Annotated in this window: 4 protein-coding genes; all 4 read right to left on the minus strand. The window is 74.7% G+C overall.

Translation table 11 applies throughout. From position 1 onward, the window contains the following. A partial coding sequence (locus tag GXP76_RS18275) for a type I polyketide synthase (RefSeq protein WP_242572612.1) occupies nucleotides 1-8,871 on the minus strand: 8,871 nt, incomplete at its 3' end. Nucleotides 8,872-8,979: 108 nt separating this feature from the next. Then, on the minus strand, nucleotides 8,980-19,845 hold the full coding sequence (locus tag GXP76_RS18280) for a type I polyketide synthase (protein ID WP_242572613.1): 10,866 nt from the start codon (nucleotides 19,843-19,845) through the stop codon (nucleotides 8,980-8,982). Between the two features lie 91 nt (nucleotides 19,846-19,936). Continuing rightward, the gene (locus GXP76_RS18285) at nucleotides 19,937-21,268 is read right to left on the minus strand and encodes a methylaspartate mutase (RefSeq protein ID WP_242572614.1); all 1,332 of its coding nucleotides are present in this window, start codon (nucleotides 21,266-21,268) and stop codon (nucleotides 19,937-19,939) included. Continuing rightward, nucleotides 21,265-21,732 (minus strand): cobalamin B12-binding domain-containing protein, encoded by a 468-nt coding sequence (locus GXP76_RS18290; RefSeq protein WP_242572615.1) that lies wholly within the window; start codon nucleotides 21,730-21,732, stop codon nucleotides 21,265-21,267. The genes GXP76_RS18285 and GXP76_RS18290 overlap by 4 nt, the downstream gene beginning before the upstream one ends. Between the last annotated feature and the right edge of the window lie 3 nt (nucleotides 21,733-21,735).

Here is a 21,735-nt window from a genome sequence, read left to right on the forward strand (position 1 = left end):
CTGTTCGGCGGTGATCTGGCGGATGCGCAGTGCGGCGACGTCGGCGACGGGCGCGCCGGCGCCGTCGTACAGCCGCAGTGCCATCCGCTCCGTGCCGTGGGGGGTGAGCCGCAGCCTGAGGGCGGTCGCGCCCGCCAGATGGAGGGTCACGCCCTCCCAGGAGAACGGCAGTGTCATGACGGTCGGGTCCTGCCCGGCGAGCAGGTCGATGGCGTGCAGGGCGGAGTCGAGCAGCGCCGGGTGGATGCCGAAGGAGTCGGCGGGAATGTGGTCGGGCAGGGCGAGTTCCGCGTACACCTCGTCGCCGTGCCGCCAGGCGGCGCGCAGGCAGCGGAAGGCCGGGCCGTACTGGTAGCCCTGTTCCGCCAGGTGCGCGTAGGTGCGGGTGACGTCGACGGGCTCGGCGCCGGTGGGCGGCCATGCCGGGAGCGGGTCGGGTACGGGCGCGGCCCCGGGCAGCAGGAAGCCGGTGGCGTGCCTGTCCCACGGTGCGTCGGTGGCGTGGGGGCCGTCCTGGCCGTCGGGTCGCGCGTGGACGGTGAGGGGCCTGCGTCCTGTGCTGTCGGGCGTCCCGGCGACGACCTGGAGGTGTACGGCGCCGCCGGCGGCGAGTACGAGCGGCCGCTCCAGGGTGAGTTCGTCGATTCCGGCGCAGCCCGCCCGGTCGGCGGCCTGGACGGCGAGTTCCACGAACGCGCTGCCCGGCAGCAGGGTCACACCGGCCACGGTGTGGTCGGCGAGCCAGGGGTGGGTGTCCGTGGCGAGCCGGCCGGTCAGGAGCACGGTGTCGCTCTCCGCGAGGGCGACCGTCGCGCCGAGCAGCGGGTGGGACGCGGCGTCCTGGCCCAGGCTCCGGGCGTCCGACGGTGCGAGGGGCCCGTCGTCGAGCCAGAACCGCTGTCGCTGGAAGGGGTAGGTCGGCAGGGTCACGCGGCCGGTACCGGCGGGTGCGAACACCCGTTCCCGGTCGAGAGGGACGCCGCGCACCTGGAGGGTGGCCAGCGCGGTCGCGAGGGCGACGGAGTCGTCCCGGTCACGGCGCAGTGCGGCGACGAGGGTGGAGCGCCCGGGGTCGGCCAGGCTCTGGGTGCCCATGACGGTGAGGACGGCGTCGGGCCCGAGTTCGAGGAACGACCGGGCGCCTTCGGCCTCCAGGGTCCGTACCGCGTCGTGGAAGCGGACGGCTTCGCGGGCGTGCCGTACCCAGTACGCGGGGGAGGTCAGTTCCTCGTCCGTGGCGAGGGCGCCGGTCAGGGCCGAGACGACGGGCACGGTGGGCGGCGCGAAGTCGATGCCGTGCGCCACCTCCGCGTACGCGGCGAGCATGGGGTCCATGAGCGGGGAGTGGAACGCGTGGCTGACGCGCAGCCGTTTGGTCCGGCGTCCGGCGAAGTGCGCGGCGACCTGCTCGACGGCGCCTTCCTCGCCGGACACGACGACGGCGGCCGGGCCGTTCACGGCGGCGATGCCGACCAGCGGGCCGAGGTGGGGCAGCACCTCGTCCTCGGTGGCGTCGATCGCGAGCATGGCGCCGCCTTCGGGCAGTTCCTGCATGAGCCGGCCCCGGGCCGTGACGAGCCGGGCGGCGTCGGGCAGCGTCAGCACGCCCGCGACGTGGGCGGCGGTCAGCTCTCCGATCGAGTGGCCGGCGAGCAGGCCGGGGCGTACGCCGAAGGAGTCGAGCAGCCGGAACAGCGCGGTCTCGACGGCGAACAGGGCGCTCTGGGTGCGCAGGGTGCGGTCGAGCGCGTCGGCCTCGCCGGTGCCCGGCTCGGCGAAGATCACGTCGAGCAGGGGCTGGTCGAGGTGGCGGTCGAACTCCGTGCACACCGTGTCGAGCGCCTCGCGGTAGGCGGGGAAGGTGTCGTACAACTTCCGTCCCATGCCGACGCGTTGGGCGCCCTGGCCGGTGAAGAGGAAGGCGAGGGTGCCGGGTGCTGGCTTGCCCCGTACCACCAGGGGTGAGGCCGAGCCCTCGGCGAGGGCGGTGAGGCCCGCGACCAGTTCGTCCCGGTCCCGGGCGACGACGGCGCCCCGGTGGGCGAGGGCCGCCCTGCCGGTGGCCAGCGCGTGGGCGAGGACGGGCAGGGGCGTGTCCGCGACGGCGAGCAGGCTCCGGGCCTGGGCGGCGAGTCCTTCGGGGGTGTTTCCGGACAGGAGTACGGGGAGCAACGGGCGTTGTGCGTCGGCCTGTTCAGCAGGCCGCCCGGTGGCGGGCTCGTGCCCGTCGGGCGCGGTCGGTGCTTCGAGGACGACGTGGGCGTTGGTGCCGCTGATCCCGAAGGACGACACCCCGGCCCGGCGCGGCCGGTCCGCCTCGGGCCACTTCCGCGCTTCGCGCACCAACTCCACGGCGCCGGCCTCCCAGTCGACCTCACCCGACGGCTCGTCGGCGTGGAGCGTCGCCGGTACGACGCCGTGGCGCATGGCGAGCACCATCTTCATCACGCCCGCGACACCGGCGGCGGCCTGGGTGTGTCCGAGGTTGGACTTGACCGAACCGAGCAGCAACGGCTCGCCGTCCGGGCGCCCTTGGCCGTAGGTCGCGAGCAGCGCCTGCGCCTCGATCGGGTCGCCCAGCACCGTCCCGGTCCCGTGGCCCTCCACCACGTCCACCTCGGCGGCGGAGAGTCGGGCCCGCGACAGCGCGGCACGGATCACCCGCTGCTGCGAGGGGCCGTTCGGCGCGGTGAGACCGTTCGAGGCGCCGTCCTGGTTCACCGCCGAGCCGCGTACGACGGCGAGCACCTCGTGCCCCAATCGCCGTGCATCCGAGAGCCGTTCGAGCAGCAGCATGCCGGCGCCCTCGGAGAGGGAGGTGCCGTCGGCGCCCGCCGCGAAGGACTTGGTGCGGCCGTCGGCGGCGAGGTTGCGCTGCCTGCTGAAGTCGACGAAGGCGTCCGGGGTGGACATGACCGACACACCGCCGGCCAGGGCGAGTTCGCACTCACCGCGCTGGAGTGCCTGGACCGCGAGGTGCAGCGCGACCAGCGAGGAGGAGCACGCCGTGTCGACCGACAGGGTCGGGCCCTCCAGACCGAGGGTGTAGGCGACCCGGCCCGAGGCGACGCTGCCCAGGCTGCCGTTGCCGAGGTAGTCCTTCACGGCGTCGGGCACGCGCGAGAGCCTGCTCCCGTAGTCGTGGTACATGACGCCGGTGAAGACGCCCGTACGGCTGCCGCGCACCGAGTGCGGATCGATGCCCGCGCGCTCCAGCGCCTCCCAGGACGTCTCCAGCAGGAGGCGCTGCTGCGGGTCCATGGCCAGCGCCTCGCGGGGGCCGATGCCGAAGAAGTCGGGCTCGAAGTCGGCGGCGTCGTGCAGGAATCCGCCGTGGCGGGTGCTGCTGCGGTCCTGTTTGCCCGGCTCCGGGTCGTAGAGGCCGTCGAGGTCCCAGCCGCGGTCGGCGGGGAAGGCCGAGATGGCGTCGCCGTCCTCGGCTAGCAGGCTCCACAGCTCCTCCGGTGTCCGGACGCCGCCGGGGAATCGGCAGCTCATCGCGACGAGGGCGATGGGCTCGTCCGCTCCGGGGGCTTCGGAGAGCGCCGCGCCGGCGGCAACCGGGAGGGTTTCCGCGCCGACCAGCCGTTCCCGGAGGAAGCCGACCAGGGCGGTCGCGTCCGGGTAGTCGAAGACGAGCGTGGCGGGCAGCCGGAGCCCGGCCGCGGCGCCGAGCCTGTTGCGCAGCTCCACCGCCGTCAGCGAGTCGAAGCCGGACTCACGGAAGGAGCGGCGCGGGTCGAGCACCATGTCGCGGCCGTGGCCGAGCACGTCGGCCGCGTGGGTGCGGACGAGTTCGAGGAGCAGCGCTTCCTGTTCGGTGCGCGCGAGGGAGGCGAGCCGGTCGCCCAGGGTGGCGCCGCCGCCGTGCGCGGCGGTCCGCCTGCGGATCCGCGCGGGCACCAGGGCGCTCAGTACGGCGGGCACCCGGTTCGCGCGGCGCAGCACCGCGAGGTCGAGGCCGATCGGCAGGGCGACCGGATCGTCGCCCGCCAGCGCCCGGTCGAGCAGGGCGAGCCCCTCCGCCGTGGGCAGGGGGCGGACGCCGGAGCGGCGCAGCCGCTCGACATCGGCGTCGGTGAGGTGCCCGGTGAGACCGGTGCGCTGCTCCCAGTAGCCCCAGACGAGTGATACGGCGGGCAGGCCGAGCCCGCGCCGGTGGTGGGCGAGCGCGTCGAGGAAGGCGTTGGCGGCGGCGTAGCCGGACTGGCCCGCGCCGTCGAGCGTGCCGGCCGCGGAGGAGAACAGCACGAACGCGGACAGGCCGAGATCGCGGGTGAGTTCGTGCAGGAGCCAGGCAGCGTCGGCCTTGGGCGCCAGCACGGCGTCGAGCCGTTCGTCGTCGAGCGCGGTGACGAGTCCGTCGTCCAGCGCGCCCGCGAGATGGACGACACCGGTCAGCGGCCGGTCCGCCGGTACGGATGCCAGCAGGGCCGTCAGCTGGTCCCGGTCGGCCACGTCGCAGCGCGCGACGCTCACCTCGGCGCCGAGTCCGGCGAGGTCTTCGAGGTCGGCGAGGTCGTCGGCGGTGCCGCCGCTCCGGCTGACGAGCAGCAGGCGGCGTACCCCGTAGATCTCTGCGAGGTGGCGGGCGACGAGGCGGCCGAGTACGCCGGTGCCGCCGGTGATCAGGACGGTGCCGTTGGCGGTGAAGGCGGGGTCGGCGGTGGCGCTGTCGGGTGCGGCCCCCGTGGGGCGGGCGGGCCGGACGAGGCGCGGGACGAGCACCGCGCCCTCGTGCAGGGCCAGTTGGGGTTCGGCGGAGTTCACGGCCGCCGCGACGATCTCCGCCGGTGGTGTGGTGGCGTCGGCGTCGACGAGGAGGAACTGGCCGGGGTTCTCCTCCTGCGCGGCGCGGACGAGTCCCCATACGGCGGCGGCGGCCGGGTCGCGTACGTCCTGCCCGCCCGCCGGTACGGCGTGGTCGGTGAGGACGAGGAGCCGGGCCGAGCCGGTGCGCCCGTCCGCGAGCCAGGTGCGCAGGGCGGCGAGTACGGGCCGGGCGGCGGTCCGCAGGCCGGTGACGGCGTCGTCCGCGCCGGGGGCGACGGGCAGCACGACGATGTCGGGGAGCCGCTGTTCGCCGCTCTGTTCGAGCAGCGTTCGCAGGGCGGTCACCGGGTCTCCGGCGCCGTCACCTCGGTCGTCGCCGTCGCCGGGTGCGCCGAGGACCGTGTACGGGACCGGGGGCAGCTCCTGGACGGCCGGTGCCGGGACCCACTCCAGCGCGAACAGCGCGTCGAAGTGGGCGGCCGTGTCCAGGGCGCCGGTGTCGACCGGGCGGGAGTGCAGGGCGCCCACGGTCGCGACGGCGGCGCCGGTGGTGTCGGCGAGGTACAGGGCGGGCGCGTCGCCGCCCTCGATCCGGACGCGCAGTTCGCGTGCGCCGGTGGCGTGGAGTGCCACGTCGTTCCAGACGAACGGCAGCCGGGCGGGTCCCTCAGCGGGTGCGCCGGCGCCGGCCGCGTGCAGGGCCGCGTCGAACAGGGCGGGGTGCAGGGCGAACCTGTCCGGTTCGACACCGGCGGGGAGTTCGACCTCGGCGAACGTCTCGTCGCCGCGCCGCCAGAGCGCGCGCAGCCCCTGGAAGGCGGGGCCGTAGTCGTAGCCCCGTGCGGCGAGGCCGTCGTACAGCCCCTCCAGGGGTACGGGTTCGGCACCGGCCGGGGGCCAGGCCGCCAGGTCGAAGCCGGGCTCCGCCGCCTCGGGTGCCAGCAGGCCGGTGGCGATCCGCGTCCAGTCGGCGTCGTGGTCGTCGGGGCGCGCGTGCACGCTCAGCGCGCGGCGGGCGGCCCGGTCGGGTTCGGCGAGCCGTACCTGGAGCTGGACGGCGCCGCGGTCCGGGAGAGGCAGCGGGGATTCCAGGGTGAGTTCTTCGAGGTGGCCGCAGCCGGCCTCGTGGCCGGCGCCGACGGCCAGTTCCACCAGCGCGGTGCCTGGCAGCAGGACCGTTCCGCCGACTCCGTGGTCGGCCAGCCAGGGCATGGTGGCGAGCGAGAGCCGGCCGGTGAGGAGCATGCCTCCGTCGGCCACGGTGACGGCGGCGCCCAGCAGCGGGTGGCCGGTCGCGGCGAGGCCGGCCGCGCCCAGGTCGCCGGTGGCGGTGGAGGCGCCGAGCCAGTAACGCTCGCGCTGGAAGGCGTAGGTGGGCAGTTCGACCGCGTACGGCGGGTGTGCGGAGCCGGGCGGCGCGAGGGCGGGCGACCAGTCGACCGGGACGCCCCGGACGTACGCCTCGGCGAGGGAGGTGAGGAATCGCGCGGGGCCGCCCTCGTCGCGGCGCAGGGAGCCGACGCCCGTGATCTCGGTGCCCGCGGCGTCGGCGGTCTCCTCGATGCTGTGCAGGAGCACCGGGTGCGGGCTGCATTCGACGAACACGCCGTATCCGGCGCCGAGGAGAACCTTGGTCGTGTCGCCGAACAGGACGCTGCCGCGCAGGTTGGTGTACCAGTACTCGGCGTCCATGACGGTGGTGTCGAGGAGCCCGCCGGTGACGGTGGAGTAGAACGGCACGTCGGCTGCCCTGGGCCGGATGCCGGCGAGCTCGGCCAGGAGCCGGTGGCGAATCGTCTCGACCTGGGCGGAGTGCGAGGCGTAGTCCACGGGGAGGCGCTTGGCGCGGGCGCCTTCGGCGACGAGAGTGTCGCGCAGTTCGTCCACGGCGTCGGCGTCGCCGGAGAGCACGACGGAGGAGGCGCCGTTGACAGCGGCCACCGACAGGCGTCCGTCGTAGGCGGTGAGCTTCGGCCGTACCTCGTCGACGGGCAGGCCCACCGACATCATGGCGCCGTGTCCGGCGAGTTCGTCGGCGATGGCGCGGCTGCGCAGGGCGACCACTTTCGCGCCGTCTTCGAGGGAGAGCGCACCGGCCACGCAGGCGGCGGCGATCTCGCCCTGGGAGTGGCCGATCACGGCGGCTGGCTCCACGCCGTGGGCGCGCCACAGCTTCGCGAGAGAGACGAGGACGGCCCAGAGCGCGGGCTGCACGACGTCGACGCGGTCGAGGGACTCGCCGTGCCGCAGTACGTCGAGCAGGTCCCAGTCCGTGAGCGGTGCCAGCGCTCGGGCGCACTCGGTCATCGAGTCGGCGAACTCCGGTGAGGAGTGGAGCAGTTCGCGGGCCATGCCGGTCCACTGGGAACCCTGGCCGGGGAAGACGAAGGCGGTGCGGGACTCGCTGCGCCGCTCGCCGCGCACGGTGCCGGGGGCACTCTCGCCGGCGGCGAGTGCCGCGAGCGCGGTGGCGACGGCGGGCCGGTCGGCCGCGACGACGACGGCGCGCCGGTCGAGGGCGGCGCGTGAGGTGGCGAGGGCGTGCGCGAGGGCGGGCAGCGGGGTGTCGGTGCGGTCCAGGTGTTCCAGCAGGCGCGCGGCCTGGCCGGCGATTCCGTGTTCGCCGCGGCCGGAGAGGACCAGGGGCAGGGGGCCGTGTGCGGTGCCCGCCGGGGCCGCCCGCCGGCTCTCCGGCTCCTCCTCGGTCTCCTCCGGCGGCGCTTCGACGATGACGTGCGCGTTGGTGCCGCTGATACCGAAGGAGGAGACGGCCGCGCGCCGGGGCTCGTCGCTCTTGGGCCACGCCCGGTTCTCGGTGAGCAGTCGGACGGCGCCCGCGTCCCAGTCGACCTGCGGGGTGCGGTCGTCGGCGTGCAGGGTCTTCGGCAGTCTGCCGTGCCGTATCGCCATGACCATCTTGATCACGCCGGCCACGCCCGCGGCGGCCTGGGTGTGCCCGATGTTCGACTTGACGGAGCCGAGCCACAGCGGCTCCCCCTCGCCCCGGTCCTGGCCGTACGTCGCGAGCAGGGCCTGCGCCTCGATGGGGTCGCCGAGCGGGGTGCCGGTGCCGTGCGCCTCGACAGCCTGGACCTGACGCGCCGTCAGCCCCGCTCCGGCCAGGGCCTGTCGGATCACGCGCTGCTGGGAGGGGCCGTTGGGCGCGGTGAGGCCGTTGGACGCCCCGTCCTGGTTGGTGGCGCTCCCGCGGATGACGCCGAGCACGCGGTGTCCGTTGCGGCGGGCGTCGGAGAGGCGTTCCAGCAGCAGCATGCCGACGCCCTCGCCCCAGCCGGTGCCGTCGGCGGAGGCGGCGAACGATTTGCACCGGCCGTCCAGCGCGAGTCCGCGCTGCTTGCTGAAGTCGACGAACGTGTCGGGTGTCGACATGACGGTGACGCCGCCGGCCAGCGCGAGCGTGCACTCTCCCTGGCGCAGCGACTGGACCGCGAGGTGCAGGGCGACCAGCGAGGACGAGCAGGCGGTGTCGATGGTGACGGCGGGTCCTTCGAGACCGAGCGTGTACGAGACGCGGCCGGACGCCACGCTGCCGAGGCTGCCGTTGCCGAGGTAGCCCTCGACGCCCTCGGGCACTTCCGTGAGCCAGCTGCCGTAGTCGTGGTACATCACACCGGCGAAGATGCCGGTGCGGCTGCCCCGTACGGTCTCGGGGTCGATGCCCGCGCGCTCGAACGCCTCCCACGACGTCTCCAGCAGCAGCCGCTGCTGGGGGTCGGTGGCGATGGCCTCGCGGGGGGAGATCCCGAAGAACTCGGCGTCGAACAGGGGGGCTTGGTGGAGGAATCCGCCCTCGCGCACATGGGTCTTGCCGGGCGCGTCGGGGTCGGGGTCGTAGAGCGCGTCGGCGTCCCAGCCACGGTCCGCGGGGAAGTCGCCGATCGCGTCGGACCCCTCGTCGACCAGCCGCCACAGCTCCTCGGGCGAGGTCACGCCGCCGGGGTAGCGGCAGCTCATCGCCACGATGGCGACGGGCTCCCGCCCGGCGTCGGTCAGCTTCTCGTTCTCCTGGCGCAGCCGCTCGCTCTCCAGCAGCGACTCGCGCAGCGCCTCGACGATCTGTTCGACGGATGTGTCCACGGTTCGGGTCGCTCCCTGGTTGCTCGACCGTGCCTGTGTCGCGCGGCCGCGGGTCGTGTGGCGTGGATTCGTAGACGGCGTGGGGTCGTTCGGGGGTGGGGGTGGCGGTCAGCCGGCGGCGCCGCGGTCGAGAGCGGCGCGTACGAGATCGGCGACGGCCATGTCCTTGATCTCGTCGCTCCGGTCGGCCGTCTGTGGCGGAGTCGGCGGGGCGCTCGGGGCGGCGCCGGGTGAACCGGCGTCGCGCCCCATCGCCATGAGGGTGTCGAGCAGCCCGGCGTGCCGCAGCCGGTCCACCGGGATCCGCGCGAGCAGATCACGGACGGCGCTTTCGTCGCCGTTCCCCAACTCGCCGTCGGAGGGCGCCGGTTCACGCTCGGGGGCGATCGTGGCGAGCAGGAAGTCGGCCAGCGCCGCCGGGGTGGCGTGGTCGAAGATCATCGTGGAGGGCAGCCGCAGACCGCTGACGGTGTTGAGCCGGTTGCGCAGTTCCACCGCCGCCAGGGAGTCGAAGCCGAGATCGGTGAACGCCTTGCGGGGCTCGACCGATCCGGGACCGTCGTGGCCGAGTACGGCGGCGACCTCCGTCCTGACCGCTTCGAGCACGGTGAACGGGTGGTCGGGCACCGGGATCGTGGCGAGCCGTTCGGCGAGGGTGAGCGTCGTGGTCCGCCGTGTCTCGCGGCGCGCGGCGGTGGGCACGAGGCCGCGCAGGGCCGCGGGCAGGTCGTCGCCGCGCCGGCGCAGCGCGGCGGTGTCCAGGTGGACGGGGACGAGCGTGGTCAGCCCGGACGACACGGCCGCGTCGAAGAGCGCCAGCCCCTCGTCCGCCGTCAGGGCGCCCGTGCCGGCGCGCTCGATGCGCCGCAGGTCCGCGTCGGTGAGCCGGGCGCCCATGCCGCCGCCTTCGGCCCACAGGCCCCAGGCGAGGGAGAGCGCGGGCAGTCCGCCGTCCCTGCGGTGCTCGGCGAGCGCGTCGAGGAAGGCGTTGGCGGCGGCGTAGTTGCCCTGGCCGCTCGCGTCGAGGGAGCCGGCAGCCGAGGAGAACAGGACGAAGTGGGCCAAGTCCTGAACCTTCGTCAGCTCGTGCAGGTGCCACGCGGCGTCGGCCTTGGGCCGGAGCACCGTGTCGACGCGCTCGGGGGTGAGTGTGGCGACGGTGCCGTCGTCGAGGACTCCGGCGGTGTGCACGACGCTGTCGACGCGGTGGCGCGACAGCAGCCGGGCCAGGGCGGCCCGGTCGCCCACGTCGCAGCTCACGACCCGTGTGCGGGCGCCCAGTTCGGCCAGCTCCGCGAGCAGTCCCGCCGTGCCGGGGGCGTCGTTGCCGCGGCGGCTGGCCAGGACGAGGCGGGTCACTCCGTGCCGGGCGACCAGGTGCCGTGCGACGAGCGCGCCGAGGCCGCCGGTCCCGCCGGTGATCAGCACGGTGCCCCAGTCCCTCGTCTCCCCCGCCGTCTCCCCCGGCCGGGCCCTGGTCAGCCGTGGCGCGCTCAACTCTCCCGCGCGCAGGATCAGTTCGGGCTCTCCCGTGTCGAGCAGGGCGGCGATCCCGGGCCGGGTGAGCCCGCCCTCGTCGACACGGACGAGCACCGTCCGGCCGGGGTCCTCGGCCTGGGCGGCGCGGACGAGTCCGCGCACGGTGGCGCCCACGAGTCCCGGTCCGGTCGCGACGACCAGGGTGGAGTCCGCGTGCCGGACGTCGCGCGGCCACTGCTGGAGTACGGGGAGCACCGAGTCCAGCGCGGCTCGCAGCGCGGCCGGGACGTCGCTCGGCACGCCGTGTGTCTCGGGTACGGGCAGGACGACGACGTCGGCGGGCTCGTCCAGTCCGTCGGGTGTGGCGGCGACGGTGGCTCCGAGGCCGAGGTCGTCGTCGCCGAGTACCGCGTAGCGGAGCGCGGCCCGTGTCCCCGTGTGCGGGGGCAGGGGTACCGGGACGACGGTGTAGAGGGAGTCTGCGCCGCCGTCGAGCGCGCCCGCGGCGACCGGGCGGGTGAGATAGGAGGCGACGGACACCAGAGGGGCGCCGTCGGTGTCGGCGAGGTCGAGCCGCAGCTCCTTCTTCCCGGTGCGTACGAGCCTGACGCGCGCCGCCGACGCTCCGGCCGCGTGCAGCGTGACACCGCTCCACGCGAACGGCAGGTGCACACCGTCCCCTTCCGCGTCGTTCCCGTTGCGGCCGGGCCGGTCGTCGTCCGTGTCGAGGAGCGACGAGACGTGCAGCGCGGCGTCGAGCAGCGCGGGGTGGATCCCGTAGCGCGCGGCGTCGGGGCGGGCGTCGGCGGGGAGCGCGAGTTCGGCGTAGACCTCCTCGCCCCTGCGCCAGGCCGCGCCGACGCCGCGGAAGACGGGGCCGTAGTCGTAACCGTCGGCGCCCATGCGCGCGTACAGCGCGTCGACGTCGACGGCGGTGGCGCCGGGGGGCGGCCAGGGGCCGACCGGTTCGGCGGGGGCGGCCTGCCGGGTCAGGGTGCCGGTGGCGTGGCGGGTCCACTCGGCGTCCTCGCCGTCGCTCTCGGCGCGGGAGAAGATCTGTACGGTCCCGTCGGGGCCCGCCGCGACCTGGAGCTTCACGGCGCCCGCTCCGGGCAGCACCAACGGCGCCTGGAGGGTGAGTTCTTCGAGTACCGGCAGTCCGACGAGGTCGCCCGCCCTGATGGCGAGGTCGACCAGGGCGGTGCCGGGCAGCAGGGTCGTGCCGAGTACGGCGTGCTCGGCGAGCACGGGGTGGGTGGCGGTGGAGATCCGGCCGGTCAGCAGGACGTCGTCGGAGCCGGCCCGCCGGACCACCGCGCCGATCAGCGGGTGGTCGACGGGGGTCAGCCCGAAGCCGTCCGCGTCGCCCCTGGACGCCGGGGCGTCGAGCCAGAAGCGGCGGTGCGCGAAGGCGTAGGTGGGCAGTTCGACGGGCCGGGGCCGGTGGTTCCCGTACAGGGCGGACCAGTCGACGTACGCCCCGCGGGTGTGGAGGGACGACACGGCGGCGAGCAGTTCGCGCAGCGGGTCGCGGTCCTTGCGGGCGACGGGGACGAAGGCGCACTCCGCCGCCTCGGGGAGGCAGTCGGGGCCGAGTGCCGTGAGGACGGCGGCGGGGCCGAGTTCGAGGAAGGTGTCGATGCCCTGGTCGTGGAGTGCGGCGACGGCGTCGGCGAAGCGGACCGTCTCCCGGATGTGCCTCACCCAGTAGTCGGCGGAGCGGAGTTCGCCCGCGGTCGCGGTCCGGCCGGTCAGCGTGGAGACGACCGGGATGCTCGGGTCGGCGGCCGGCAGGGCGGCGACGACGGCGCGGAAGTCGTCGAGCATGGCGTCCATGCGCGGCGAGTGGAACGCGTGGGAGACCCGCAGCCGCTTGGGCGAGTCCAGGCGTGCGGTGATGTCCAGGACCGCGTCCTCGTCGCCGGAGACCACCACGGCCCGGGGGCCGTTGACGGCGGCGATGCTCGTACGGCCCTCCAGCAGGGGCCGTACGTCTTCCTCGGTGGCCCGGACGGCGACCATCGCGCCGCCCTCGGGCAGCGCCTGCATGAGCCGGCCACGGGCACCGACGGCGGTCGCGGCGGCCTCCAGGGACCAGACGCCCGCGACGTGCGCGGCGGCGAACTCGCCGACGGAGTGACCGGCGAGCGCGTCGGGGCGCAGGCCCCACGACTCCAGCAGCCGGTAGAGCGCCACTTGGGTCGCGAAGAGGGCGGCCTGGGTGTACGCGGTGCGCTCCAGGAGGTCGGAGCGGGCGCCGAACACGACGTCGGCCAGGGGGTGTTCGAGGTCCCGGTCGAGAAAGGCCGCCGCCGCGTCGAAGTGGGCCGCGTACACGGGCCAGTTGTCGTACCAGGCGCGCCCCATGGCGGGGCGCTGGGCGCCCTGCCCGGAGAAGAGGAACGCGGTGCCGCCCTCGGTGACGGTGCCGGTGACGAGCCCGTCGTGGGCGAGTCCACCGGCGAGCGCGCCGAGCGCGGTGGCGGTCTCGGCGCGGTCGGCGGCGATGAGTACGGCGCGGTGCGGATGGGTGGCGCGGGTGGTGGCGAGGGCCGGGCCGAGGTCGGCCGGTTCGGCGTCGACGGACCGCAGGGCGGTGGCCTGGCCGCGCAGCGCGTCGGCGGAGCGTGCGGAGACGGGTACCGGGACGGGCAGGGGTACGAGGTCGGGGTGGGCCGGCTCCCGGACGTCGGGCTCCGGTTCGGCGCCGGGCTCCTCGATGATCACGTGGGCGTTCGTCCCGCTGATGCCGAACGAGGAGATACCGGCGCGCAGCGGCCCCTCGGGCCGCTCCCACGCCTGGTCCTCGGTGAGCAGCCGGACCGCTCCCGCGTCCCAGTCGACCTGGTCCGACGGGGCGTCGACGTGCAGGGTGCGCGGGAGGGTGCGGTGCCGCATCGCCATGATCATCTTGATGACGCCGGCCACTCCGGCGGCGGCCTGGGTGTGTCCGATGTTCGACTTGATCGAGCCGAGCCACAGCGGCCGGCCGGCCGGCCGGTCCCGGCCGTAGGTGGCGAGCAGGGCCTGCGCCTCGATGGGGTCGCCGAGGGTGGTGCCCGTGCCGTGGCCCTCGACCGCGTCGACGTCTCCGGGCTCCAGTCCGCCCGCTTCGAGGGCGGCGCGGATGACACGCTGCTGGGAGGGGCCGTTGGGCGCGGTGAGGCCGTTGGACGCGCCGTCGGAGTTGACGGCGGAGCCGCTGACGAGCGCGAGTACCCGGTGGCCGTTGCGCCGGGCGTCGGAGAGGCGCTCCATCACCAGCATGCCGACGCCCTCGCCCCAGCCGGTGCCGTCGGCGGCCGTGGCGAAGGACTTGCACCGGCCGTCGCTCGCGAGTCCGCGCTGTCGGCTGAAGTCCACGAACGTGTCGGGCGTGGACATCACGGTGACGCCCCCGACGAGCGCGAGGGAGCACTCGCCGCCGCGCAGCGCCTGCGCCGCCAGGTGCAGGGTCACCAGCGAGGAGGAGCAGGCGGTGTCGACGGTGAGCGCCGGTCCTTCGAGCCCGAGCGCGTAGGCGACCCGGCCCGATACGACGCTGCCCAGGCTCCCGTTGCCGAGGTAGGCGGCGACGTCGTCGGGCACGTCGGTGAGCCGGCTCGCGTAGTCGTGGTACATGACACCGGCGAAGACGCCGGTGTCGGTGGAGCGCAGGGCGTCGGGGTCGATGCCCGCGCGCTCGCACGCCTCCCAGGACACTTCGAGAAGCAGCCGCTGCTGCGGGTCCATGGCGGCGGCCTCGCGGGGGCTGATGCCGAAGAAGTCCGCGTCGAACTCGGCCGCGTCGTAGAGGAATCCGCCCTCGCGGGCGTACGTCCTGCCGGGCTTGCCGGGCTCGGGGTCGTACAGCGCCTCGGCGTCCCAGCCCCGGTCGGGGGGGAAGTCACCGATCGCGTCGGTGCCTTCGGCGACCAGACTCCACAGCTCCTCCGGGGACCGTACGCCGCCGGGGAAGCGGCAGCTCATGCCGACGATCGCGATCGGCTCGTCGGTCCGGGCCCCGGTGGTGGCCGGGGTGGCGGTCGCGGCGGCGTGGTGGTCCCCGGCGCCGTAGAGCGCTTCGCGGAGATGGGTGGCGAGCGCCTTCGGGTTGGGGTGGTCGAAGACCAGGGTGGACGGCAGACGGAGCCCGGTGGCGGTGTTCAGCCGGTTGCGCAGTTCGACCGCGGCGAGGGAGTCGAAGCCGAGTTCGGTGAAGGCGCGGCCCGGCGGTACGGCGGCGGCGCCGTCGTGGCGCAGCACGGCGGCGACCTCGGCCCGCACCAGGTCGAGCAGCGCGCGGTCACGCTCCTGGGGCGGCAGTGACGCGGCGACGGGGGCGCCGTGCGTGGCGGGCGCGGCGACGGGGGTGGTGCGCCGGGGCGCCGGCCGGACGATTCCGCTGAGCAGGGGCGGTACGCCGCCCGCGCGGCTGCGGACGGCCGCCGCGTCGACCTCGACGGGCACGACGCGCGCCTCGCGGGTCCGTACGGCGGCGTCGAAGAGTTCGAGGGAGCGGGCGGCGCCGAGTCCGGGCAGGCCGTGCCCGGCGATGCGCTCCAGCGCCGTCGCGTCGAGGGCGGCGCCCATGCCGGTGTCGGTCGCCCACAGGCCCCACGACAGGGCGGTGGCGGGCAGGCCCCGGGCGGCGCGGTGTTCGGCGAGCGCGTCGACGAAGGCGTTGGCGGCTGCGTAGTTGCCCTGGCCCGCGCCGTCCAGGACGGCGGCCAGTGAGGAGAACAGCACGAACGCGGACAGGGGCCGGTCGCGGGTGAGTTCGTGCAGGTGCCACGCCCCGTCGGCCTTGGCGCGGAAGACCTCGTCCACCAACTCGTCGGTGAGCGTGCCGATCACACCGTCGTGGACGATGCCCGCCGCGTGGACGACGGAGTCGACGGGGTGCCGGTCCAGCAGTTCGGCGAGGGCCGCGCGGTCGCCGACGTCGCAGCCGACGACGGTGACGGTGGCCCCCGACTCGGCGAGTTCCGCCGCCAGTTCGGGCGCGCTGCCGCGCCGTCCGACGAGGACGAGGTCACGTACGCCGTGGCGGGTGACGAGGTGGCGGGCCAGCAGTCCGCCCAGTCCGCCGGTGCCGCCGGTGATCAGGACACGGCCCCAGACCGGTGGCGCCTCGGTGCCCGCCGGCAGGGCCGCCAGCCGGGGGACGGTCAACTCGCCCTCGGCGACGTGCACTTCCGGCTCCCCGGTGGCCAGGGCGGACTTGAGGAGGGTGTCGGGCAGCTCGCCCTCGTGCCGTACGAGTACGAAACGGCCGGGGTTCTCGGCCTGGGCGGAGCGCACCAGACCTTCGATCGGCGCGTGGGCGAGGGAGTCCGAGGTGACGACGGCGAGGGGCGCGGCGCCGAACCGGTCGTCGGTGAGCCAGGACTGGAGCACCCGGAGGGTACGGGCGGTCGCGGCGCGGGCGCCCGCGAGGGGGTCGTCGTCGGCGAGCGGGACGCGGAAGACGACGGCGGACGGCGCGCTCTCCCCCAACGCGTCGTGTGCGGCGTCCAGTTCGGCGAAGTGGTCTTCGTCCGCGCCCGCCGGGGCCGGGACGGGGAGCCTTCGCAGCGTGTACATGGTGTCGGCGTCCGGCACGGGGCGCGACACCAGTCCGGCGATCTCGGCGACCGGCGCGCCCGTGCCGTCGGCGAGCAGCAGGGCGAGGGAGTCGTCGCCGGTGCGGGTGATACGTACGCGGACGGCGGCGGCGCCCGACGCGTGGAGCGTCACGCCCGTCCAGGCGAACGGTAGGAGGATCTCGCCGCCCCGGCCGGGTGTCTTCGAGCCGTGGGTGCCGGCGCCGTGGGGGTCCGGGTCGGAGGCGTGGAGGGCGGCGTCGAGCAGCGCGGGGTGCAGGCCGTAGCCGGCCGGGTCGGCGGTTCCGGGCGGCAGGGCGACCTCCGCGTACACCTCGTCGCCGAGCCGCCAGGCGGCGGTGACGCCCTGGAAGGCGGGGCCGTACGCGTATCCCTGATCGGCCAGTTGCCCGTACAGGCCGCTCACGTCGACGGGTTCGGCGCCGGGCGGCGGCCAGGTCTCCAGCCCGGCCGGGCGCGTTGCCGGGGCCGTGGCGAGGACTCCCGCGGCGTGCTGGGTCCAGGAGCCCGGCTCGGCCGCGGCGTTCTCGGGGCGCGAGTGGATCGTCAGCGGCAGCCGCCCGCTCGCGTCCTGCTCGCCGACCGCCACCTGCACGGCCACGCCGGTCCCCTCCGGGGACAGCACGAGCGGTGCGCCGAGCGTCAGCTCCTCGACGGACGCGGCCCCGGCATGACCGGCGGCGCGCAGCGCCAGCTCGACGAACGCGGTGCCGGGGAAGAGGACGCGCCCGTCGACGACATGGCCGGCGAGCCACGGCTGCGTACGGGTGGAGAGCCGTCCGGTGAGGACCACGCCCTCGGCGCCGACCGCGACGACCGCGCCCAGCAGCGGGTGCCCGGCGGGCAGTTGGCCGAGTCCGGTGGCGTCCACCGTGCCCGCGCCCTGTTCGAGCCAGAAGCGCCTGCGGCGGAAGGGGTACGCCGGCAGCGCGATGCGCCGGGCCCCGCCGGCCGCGTGGAAGCGCCGCCAGTCCACGGGGACGCCCCGGCCGTACGCGAGGGCCAACGCGCCGACGGCCTCGGGTACTTCGGGCCGGTCGCGGCGCAGGAGCGGTGCGAACGCCGCGTCCTCGTGGCGCGCGCAGTCCTGGCCCATGACGCTGAGGACGGCGTCGGGCCCGAGTTCGAGGAACGTCACGACTCCGGAGTCCTCCAGCGCGCCCACGGCGTCGTGGAAGCGGACCTGGGCGCGGACGTGGTCGACCCAGTACTCGGGGTCGAGCATCTCCTCGCCCGCGAGGCGGCCGGTCACGGTCGACACGACCGGGAGCGCGGGCTCGGTGTACTTCAGCGTCCTGGCGACGCGGCGGAACTCCTCCAGCATCGGTTCCATCAGCGGCGAGTGGAAGGCGTGGGAGACCTTGAGGCGCTTGGTGTTCCTGCCCTGCTCCGCCAACCGCCCGGCCAGGGCGAGTACGTCGTCCTCGGCGCCCGACACGACCACCGCGTCGGGTCCGTTGACGGCCGCGATGCCGGTACGCGCGGTGAGCAGGGGCCCGACCTCGCCGGCCGTCGCGCGTACGGCCACCATGGCTCCCCCGGCGGGCAGTTCCCTCATGAGCCGGCCGCGCGTGGTGACGAGGATCGCCGCGTCCTCCAGGGAGAGGACGCCCGCGACGTGCGCGGCGGTGATCTCGCCGATGGAGTGGCCGGCGAGATAGTCGGGAGTCAGCCCCCAGCTCTCCACCAGCCGGTAGAGGGCGGTCTCGACGGCGAACAGGGCGGGCTGCGCGTAGTCGGTGCGGTGCAGCAGCGCCGCGTCGTCGTCGGCGGGATCGGCGAACAGTACGTCGCCGAGCGGCCGGTCGAGGTGCATGTCGAGGTAGGCGCAGACGTCGTCCAGCGCGTCGGCGAACACCGGGTAGGTGTCGGCGAGTTCGGCGCCCATCGCGAGTCGCTGACTGCCCTGCCCGGTGAAGAGGAACGCGAGCTTTCCGCCGACGGCCGTACTCACGGGGGCGCTGCCGTCCGCGAGCGCGGCCAGCGCCGCGCGCAGCTCCTCCCGGTCGTCGGTGACGACGACGGCGCGCTCGTCGTGCGCGGTGCGGGTGGTGGCGAGGGAGAAGGCGAGGTCGGCCAGGTCGGTGGACGCGGCGTGGTCGAGCAGCGGGAGGAGGTCGGCGGCGCGGACGCGCAGCGCCTCCTCGCCACGGCCGGACAGGACGAACGGCAGCACGGCGGGCACGCCCGAACCGGGCCCGTCGTCCGTCACGTCCGTCCCATCCGTCACACCGGTCACACCGGTCACACCGGTCCCGCCGTCCATGGTGTCCTCGGGGGCCTCCAGGACGAGATGGGCGTTGGTACCGCTGACGCCGAACGACGACACTCCGGCCCGCCGGGGCCGGTCGGCGGCGGGCCACGGCCGCGCCTCGGTGACGAGTTCGACGGCGCCGCCCGCCCAGTCGACGTGCGGCGTCGGCTCGTCGATGTGCAGGGTCCGGGGCACCCGGCCGTGCCGCATGCTCAGGATCATCTTGATGACCCCGGCCACGCCCGCCGCGCCCTGGGTGTGCCCGAGGTTGGACTTCACGGAACCGAGCAGCAGCGGCGCGTTCCCGGGCCGGTCCTGGCCGTAGGTGGCGAGGATGGCGTCCGCCTCGATGGGGTCGCCGAGTCGGGTTCCGGTTCCGTGGGCGTCGACCACGTCGACGTCGGCGGGTGTCAGGCCCGCGTTGGCGAGCGCCTGCCGGATGAGCCGCTGCTGGGAGGCGCCACTGGGGGCGGTCAGTCCGTTGGACGCGCCGTCCTGGTTGATGGCGGAGCCCCGGACGACGGCGAGGACCTGGTGACCGTTGCGGCGTGCGTCGGAGAGCCGTTCCAGGACGAGGATGCCGACACCCTCGGCGAAGCCGGTGCCGTCGGCGGCGGCGGCGAACGCCTTGCAGCGCCCGTCGGGGGCGAGCCCGCGCTGCCGGCTGAACGCGGTGAACACGCCCGGTCCGCCCATCACGGCCACGCCGCCCGCGAGCGCGAGCGTGGACTCGCCGCGCGCGAGCGACTGGCAGGCGAGGTGCAGGGCGACGAGCGAGGCGGAGCAGGCGGTGTCCACGGTCACGGCGGGGCCTTCGGCGCCCAGGACGTAGGCGACCCGGCCGGAGATGACGCTGGAGGCGTTGCCGGTGAGCAGGTAGGCGTCGAGTCCGTCGGGGGCGTCGTGCAGGCGCGGCCCGTACTCCTGGACCTCGGCGCCGACGAACGTGCCCGTCGGGCTGCCGTGCAGGGTGCGCGGATCGATGCCCGCGTCCTCCAGGGCGTGCCAGGCGGTCTCCAGTACGAGCCGCTGCTGCGGGTCCATGCCGAGCGCCTCGCGCGGGCTGATACCGAAGAAGTCGGCGTCGAACCGGGTCGCCGTGTCCAGGAATCCGCCGGCGCGCGCGTAGCTGCTGCCGGGCTTCTCGGGGTCGTCCTCGAAGAGCGAGTCCAGCTCCCAGCCACGGTCGTCGGGGAACGTGGACAGCACCTCCCCGCCCCGGTCGAGCAACTGCCAGAGGTCGTCGGGGGTGTTCACGCCGCCGGGGAAGCGGCAGCCGATGCCCACGACGGCGACCGGCTCGTCACCGCCGGCGTGCTCGGCGGTCACGGGCGCGTCGGGGGCGGCGCCGAGCGCGTCGGCGATCAGCCGGTCGGTGAGGGCTTCGGCGGTGGGGCAGTCGTACGCCACGGTCACGGGAAGCCGCAGTCCGGTCTCCGCGGTCAGTCTGCGGTGCAGGTCGACCGAGGCCAGCGAGTCGAGGCCGAGGTCGGCGAACGGCAGGGAGGTGTCGATCCGGCCGAGTTCGGGGCGGGCGGCCCGCAGCGCGGCGGTGACGTGCGCGCTCACCCGTTCGAGGACCAGCCTGCGGTGCTCGGACGGTGGAGTTGCGGCCAGCAGACGTGCCAGTGCCGAGCCCGAACCGGTCGTGTTCATCGACGCTTCTCCATTCATCGACACATGTCCATATCGGTCGACACCCGTTTGACGTGAACCGTAATGACGCGCGAAGAGAGCCCATAACCCCTTACGCCCCCCTAGGGCCCTCCCATTCGCCGGCGGGTGAATCGCCGGGGGGTCCGGAATCGAACGTCCGGCGAATGTAGGACAGCGAGGAGAGGAGTTCCGCCGACGAGACCGCGCGCGCCGTACCGGCCCCGGTGCGCCGGGGAAGCGGCATTTTCCCGGTGGCCGCCCAGCGGAGCCGGCCTTCGTCGTCCAGATAGCTCCTGCTGAGTCCCGCGTTGTCCGGATGGAGGCAGTACGGGACGTCGAGATAGCCGCGTCCGAACGCCGCCAACAGCCCTTGTCCGACATCGGGGCCGAGGTTCAGTACGGCCTCGACCAGCGCGGACGCCTCCGCGTAGGTCTCGGAGTCGGCCGCGGGCTCCGGTCCGCGTGCCGTGCGCGCGGCGACGGCCGACGCGTGTTCCAGCGCCCCGACGTTCTCCTCGACGGTGGGAATGCGCAGGGATTCCGAGACGGTCTTCACGATGAGCCGCGCCGCCCCGGTGGTGACCGCGAGTTCCGCCGCCTGTCCGAGCAATGCGAAGGTACCGGAGGGCGTTTGCGGATACAGGCCCATGTAGGCGTAGACGACGACATGCCATTCCGCGCCGGGAAGTAATTCCCGGCACAGTCTGCGCAGCGCGGCCACGGCTTCCTCGTCCTGGGCGCGGTGGGTCTGCTGGGCGTAGCTGACAGAAATGCTGCGCAGCCCGTATTCGTGGAAGAACCGTGCCTCCAGGGCGCTGATGGCGACCAGGAGACTGGGTGGGCAGAGCTGGCCGAGCATGCAGCCGCCGAATGTCTCCAGGTGCGGTTCGAGGCCGGGGCGCCGTGCGGAGGCGAACAGCGCCGACGAGCGGGCCCAGTTGGCGACGGAGTGGGCGAGCGGGGTGCGCCCGTAGGGGAGGCAGTACGAGACGGGGCCGCCCTCCGAGGCGTCGAGGCCAGCCGCCATGAGCGCCTTGAAGATGTCCTCGGGGACCGCGGAGCCGTGCCGGACCTGGACGGGGAAGTCGTCGTCGCGTATCCCGTCGAGGATGCCGTGGGTGGTGTCGAGACCGTGGCTGACGATGGGGTAGCCGTTGAGCGCGACGCCTTCGAGCAGCGCCAGTTCGGCGGATTCCAGGTCCCCGACCCTGGTGTAGCTGTCGAGGGTGAGGGTGCCGACCGTGGTGGCCCGCGCCCGCCGGGTGGCCAGCAGGCCGGCCCGCATGACGGCCGGGTCGCTCATTCCCATGCGCGGCTGGACCACCAGCCGTCCCGCTCCGTGGGCCCGGCGGACGAACGCGCCGAACCCGGCGTCGTCCGTACCGGGCCCGGGGTCGTGCGCACCGGACCCGGCGTCGTTCACACCGCGGCCCGCTGCGGCATCGAGGTGAGCATGCGCCGGAAGGTGACGATGCCCTCGGGGGTGTCGTCGAAGACCGCGTCGTACCCGGCGGCCATCAGCCCGACCGTTTCGTCGGCGCTCTGTTCGCCGTGAATGCCGAGCTTGCCGCCGATGACGACGGGTACGTCCGCCAGGTCGGCGCATTCGCGCAGGCCGGTGATGGCGCGCATGCCGTCGCGGTAGCCGTGGCCGTTGACGCTGCTCATGACGACGAGCGCGGGCCGTTCGGCGCGGACCGTACCGATGAGCAGGTCCTCGGGGACGCACGGGCCGAGGTTGACGACGCGGTGGCCGTGCTCCTCCAGCAGCAGTTGCAGGAAGACCAGACCCCAGGTGTGGGAGTCGGACATCGCGCCCGCGACGACGACGGTCGAACCGTCGCCGGTGGTGGCGGGTGAGGGGGTGGTCTCGGTCGTAGTACTCATCAC

The sequence above is a fragment of the Streptomyces sp. NP-1717 genome, assembly GCF_022695985.1.
Lineage (GTDB): Bacteria > Actinomycetota > Actinomycetes > Streptomycetales > Streptomycetaceae > Streptomyces.

Excerpts from the sequence above, each read along its gene's own strand:
- GXP76_RS18280 (WP_242572613.1), bottom strand. The coding sequence starts at position 19,845 with ATGAACACGACCGGTTCGGGCTCGGCACTGGCACGTCTGCTGGCCGCA.
- GXP76_RS18290 (WP_242572615.1), bottom strand. The coding sequence starts at position 21,732 with ATGAGTACTACGACCGAGACCACCCCCTCACCCGCCACCACCGGCGAC.